The organism is Acinetobacter sp. 1294596 (assembly GCF_000582925.1).
Taxonomy (GTDB): domain Bacteria; phylum Pseudomonadota; class Gammaproteobacteria; order Pseudomonadales; family Moraxellaceae; genus Acinetobacter; species Acinetobacter radioresistens.
Genome location: NZ_JFCC01000084.1, coordinates 1 through 3,210, shown reverse-complemented (window position 1 = coordinate 3,210; position 3,210 = coordinate 1). Strand labels below are relative to the sequence as shown.

Here is a 3,210-nt window from a genome sequence, read left to right as displayed (position 1 = left end):
GGATGGCATATATACGTGCTGATTTAATTACAAAGGAAATCTCTGAAATGAGCTCCTTTAACCGGTCTATAAATTAACCACACCGCTACTCAAGCTGTATATAGCGTGCTAAAAGTTTGGCTTAATGGTCACGAGTAAAATAATGGCAATAAAAGCAAATAAACCAATGGCCAAACCGGCTCGACGCTGTACTAACAATATAGAATCATCCTTGCGGAAAGCCTTCATGAGCGAGGAAAACAGAACGATAAACAGAATAATCTTGGCATAAAACCAAGGCTGTACCATAAACTGATTCATCACTAATAAAATAATACCTGTTAAAATGATCAGGCTAAAGGATAAGTGCTGTAGTGCGACCAGTATCTTACGTCCGATGGGGTTTGGCTGGTTGCCCTGTGTTCCGATAAACAGGGTCAGGCCACGCAGCACAAAAACAATCAGAGCTAGTGTGGCACTGCTCATATGTATAATTTTTAAGAACAGATGAGTATCCATGTATAATTTATACTCTTGTTAAACTTTAGGCGCATGGGCGCATTCAGGGCTTGCAGGTGCAATCCCCGGCCATTCAGTCGGTAAGTAAGCATGAATAGACAAGGCATGGATATTGCCAGGACTCATCAAATCTGCCGTCAGAGCATAAATTTTCTGATGACGCTGTACCAATCGCAGGCCAATAAAAGACTCACTGACAATAATAACTTTAAAGTGTGTTTCTTTACCCGGGAAATAACCGCCATGACTTGAAGATTCATTAACTACCTCAAGATGAGTAGGTGACAAAGTCTGTAATCGTTCAATCAGTTGCTGTTCTAGGCTCATAACTAGTCCTCTGAGTGATTATTGGAGTGGAATTGAAGTATACGTGTTCCTCAGCCAGCTTACCTTAGTAAAATCTTTATGTTTTACATCTTTTTATAGTTATACCTCGATATAAAACCAACTACCTTGTGCTGAATGGCAAGGCAAACAGGCTAAAAGATGATAAAAGTTGAATTTAAATAGCTTAAAATGATTTTATTTTATGCAATCAGTTCAATATTCTGTAGAAAAATGTTGACCGGTATCTTCCATAATGTATTATAAGCGGCACGCGGGAATAGCTCAGTTGGTAGAGCACAACCTTGCCAAGGTTGGGGTCGCGAGTTCGAGTCTCGTTTCCCGCTCCAGATTTTTTAGTTCAAGTTTTTATAAAAACTGCTCAATATGCGGGAATAGCTCAGTTGGTAGAGCACAACCTTGCCAAGGTTGGGGTCGCGAGTTCGAGTCTCGTTTCCCGCTCCAGATTTTTTAGTTCAAGTTTTTATAAAAACTGCTCAATATGCGGGAATAGCTCAGTTGGTAGAGCACAACCTTGCCAAGGTTGGGGTCGCGAGTTCGAGTCTCGTTTCCCGCTCCAGATTTTTTAGTTCAAGTTTTTATAAAAACTGCTCAATATGCGGGAATAGCTCAGTTGGTAGAGCACAACCTTGCCAAGGTTGGGGTCGCGAGTTCGAGTCTCGTTTCCCGCTCCAAATTCAAAAAGCCCTGATCGAAAGATTGGGGCTTTTTTCTTGTTGATTTTATTATATTTTTTAAAAACTCTTCTTCCTTTGTTATTCGATTCAATAAAAAATATTCTTAATGTAATTTGTATTTTGTGACCAAGATGTGACCATGGCGTGCCCACGACAATAAAAATGGCCTCAATTGACCTTAAATGTCCTCAATCGATCACCACTTTCAGAGCTTTTTTGAAAGCAAAAAATCACCCTGTTCTCTTCCAAACAAGGTTTTTTTTACCAAACGATCAAATATTTGTGACCATTTCACTTTTTGATGTGACCATTTGTGACCAAACTAGTCATTATCATTTTGATTATTATCAATTTTCTTAAAAATCAATAAATCACCCACTCCCACATCTAATGCAATACAAATTTTATCAATGGTTTCAAAATCAATCCGTACAGATTCATCATTATAAAGTTTGTGCAAAGTAGATTTATTAATTCCAGTACTTCTTACCAAATCAGCAACCTTAAGTTTCCTTTCTGCTAATAAAACTGCCAAGTTTGAAATAATCATAAAATTTCCTACTTAAATCATAAAAAGTACTTGCAACAACATAAAAATATGATAATTTATGTCTTAGGAATAATTTTTCCTAGTTACCTAGTAAAAAATATGAGGCTCTATTATGTCATATACCTATCTCACAGCCCAGCAACTGGCTGAAAAAATCCAGTACGACGCTCGTACTATCCGCAACCAACTGAAGGACAGTGTCTTTATTGAAGGTGTTCACTACATCCGTCCTTTTGGTGGTCGAAAAATTCTTTTTGTTTGGGAACGCATTGAAACTGAAATGCTTAAATTCACCGGTTTAAGCATGGATGCCTTGCAATAAGGCTTAGGAGGTTTAACTGATGGCTACCATCCGGGAACGAAGTGGCAAACTGATTGCCGACTTTCGCTACATGGGCATTCGTTGTAGAGAGACAACCAATCTTGAAGACAATGCTTATAACCGACGCATTTTGAAAAAACGTCTCGAACAGCTTGAAGCTGAAATTACTTTGGGAACTTTTGAATACGAAAAGTACTTTCCAAAAAGTAACCGTGTTGAGGAGTTTAAGGAAAAAAGAAGTCAGCAAATTGCTGTACAGACCAAAGTTCCTCTTTTTAAAGAGTTTACTGAATTGTGGTTTAAGCAGAAACAAGTTGAATGGAGAACCTCATATCAGCAAAAGGTTTCAATTGTGATCAAAAACTATTTGATTCCTGCTTTTGGTAATCAGGTTCTCTCGAAAATCAAGAAGTCAGACTTGCTGAACTTCCGTGCCTCTCTCGCCAAAGTGACACACGGAAAAGATCAAACAAGTCTGAAAGCATCGAGGATCAATCAAATCATGACGCCTTTACGTATGATACTCAATGATGCGGCTGAACGATACGAGTTTGAGTCGCCTTATAAAAATATTAACAATCTGAAGGAAAGCAAGATTGAAGTCACACCTTTTTCTCTGGAAGAGGTGCATAAAATTCTTACCACAGTGCGTGAAGACTTCCGCCCCTATTACACCATTCGCTTTTTTACGGGTATGCGTACCAGTGAAATCGATGGTCTGCAATGGAAAAATATCGACTTACAGCGTCGTGAAATCCATATCAGAGAAGCGTTAGTAAATGGCGAGCTTGGTGGAACCAAAACTTATGGTTCTGACC

Annotated in this window: 5 protein-coding genes and 4 tRNA genes; 6 read left to right on the top strand and 3 right to left on the bottom strand. The window is 38.7% G+C overall.

Going from position 1 to position 3,210, the window contains the following annotated elements:
- Positions 1 to 108: 108 nt before the first annotated feature.
- Complete coding sequence (locus tag J502_RS15755; RefSeq protein ID WP_005405841.1) at positions 109 to 498, bottom strand: SirB2 family protein; 390 nt, start codon at positions 496 to 498, stop codon at positions 109 to 111.
- Positions 499 to 516: 18 nt separating this feature from the next.
- Positions 517 to 825 (bottom strand): BolA family protein, encoded by a 309-nt coding sequence (locus J502_RS15750; protein ID WP_034684677.1) that lies wholly within the window; start codon positions 823 to 825, stop codon positions 517 to 519.
- A gap of 271 nt (positions 826 to 1,096) precedes the next feature.
- Here J502_RS15750 and J502_RS15745 point away from each other — a divergent pair.
- From J502_RS15745 to J502_RS15730, 4 genes are all read left to right on the top strand, one after another.
- A tRNA-Gly gene (locus J502_RS15745) sits at positions 1,097 to 1,172 on the top strand.
- A gap of 39 nt (positions 1,173 to 1,211) precedes the next feature.
- A tRNA-Gly gene (locus J502_RS15740) sits at positions 1,212 to 1,287 on the top strand.
- Between the two features lie 39 nt (positions 1,288 to 1,326).
- A tRNA-Gly gene (locus J502_RS15735) sits at positions 1,327 to 1,402 on the top strand.
- A gap of 39 nt (positions 1,403 to 1,441) precedes the next feature.
- Positions 1,442 to 1,517 (top strand) — tRNA-Gly (locus J502_RS15730).
- A gap of 325 nt (positions 1,518 to 1,842) precedes the next feature.
- On the opposite strand, the gene J502_RS15725 is transcribed toward J502_RS15730, so the two are convergent.
- Positions 1,843 to 2,070 (bottom strand): helix-turn-helix domain-containing protein, encoded by a 228-nt coding sequence (locus J502_RS15725; RefSeq protein WP_000587224.1) that lies wholly within the window; start codon positions 2,068 to 2,070, stop codon positions 1,843 to 1,845.
- 112 nt (positions 2,071 to 2,182) lie between these two features.
- Here J502_RS15725 and J502_RS15720 point away from each other — a divergent pair, with 112 nt between their 5' ends.
- Positions 2,183 to 2,392 carry a hypothetical protein gene (locus J502_RS15720; protein WP_000122748.1) on the top strand — a complete coding sequence of 70 codons (210 nt, stop codon included), beginning with the start codon at positions 2,183 to 2,185 and terminating at the stop codon, positions 2,390 to 2,392.
- A 19-nt stretch (positions 2,393 to 2,411) separates the two neighbouring features.
- On the top strand, positions 2,412 to 3,210 hold a 799-nt coding region (locus J502_RS15715; protein WP_034685143.1), incomplete at its 3' end, for an Arm DNA-binding domain-containing protein.

Excerpts from the sequence above, each read along its gene's own strand:
- J502_RS15750 (WP_034684677.1), bottom strand. The coding sequence starts at position 825 with ATGAGCCTAGAACAGCAACTGATTGAACGATTACAGACTTTGTCACCT.
- J502_RS15725 (WP_000587224.1), bottom strand. The coding sequence starts at position 2,070 with ATGATTATTTCAAACTTGGCAGTTTTATTAGCAGAAAGGAAACTTAAG.
- J502_RS15755 (WP_005405841.1), bottom strand. The coding sequence starts at position 498 with ATGGATACTCATCTGTTCTTAAAAATTATACATATGAGCAGTGCCACA.
- J502_RS15720 (WP_000122748.1), top strand. The coding sequence starts at position 2,183 with ATGTCATATACCTATCTCACAGCCCAGCAACTGGCTGAAAAAATCCAG.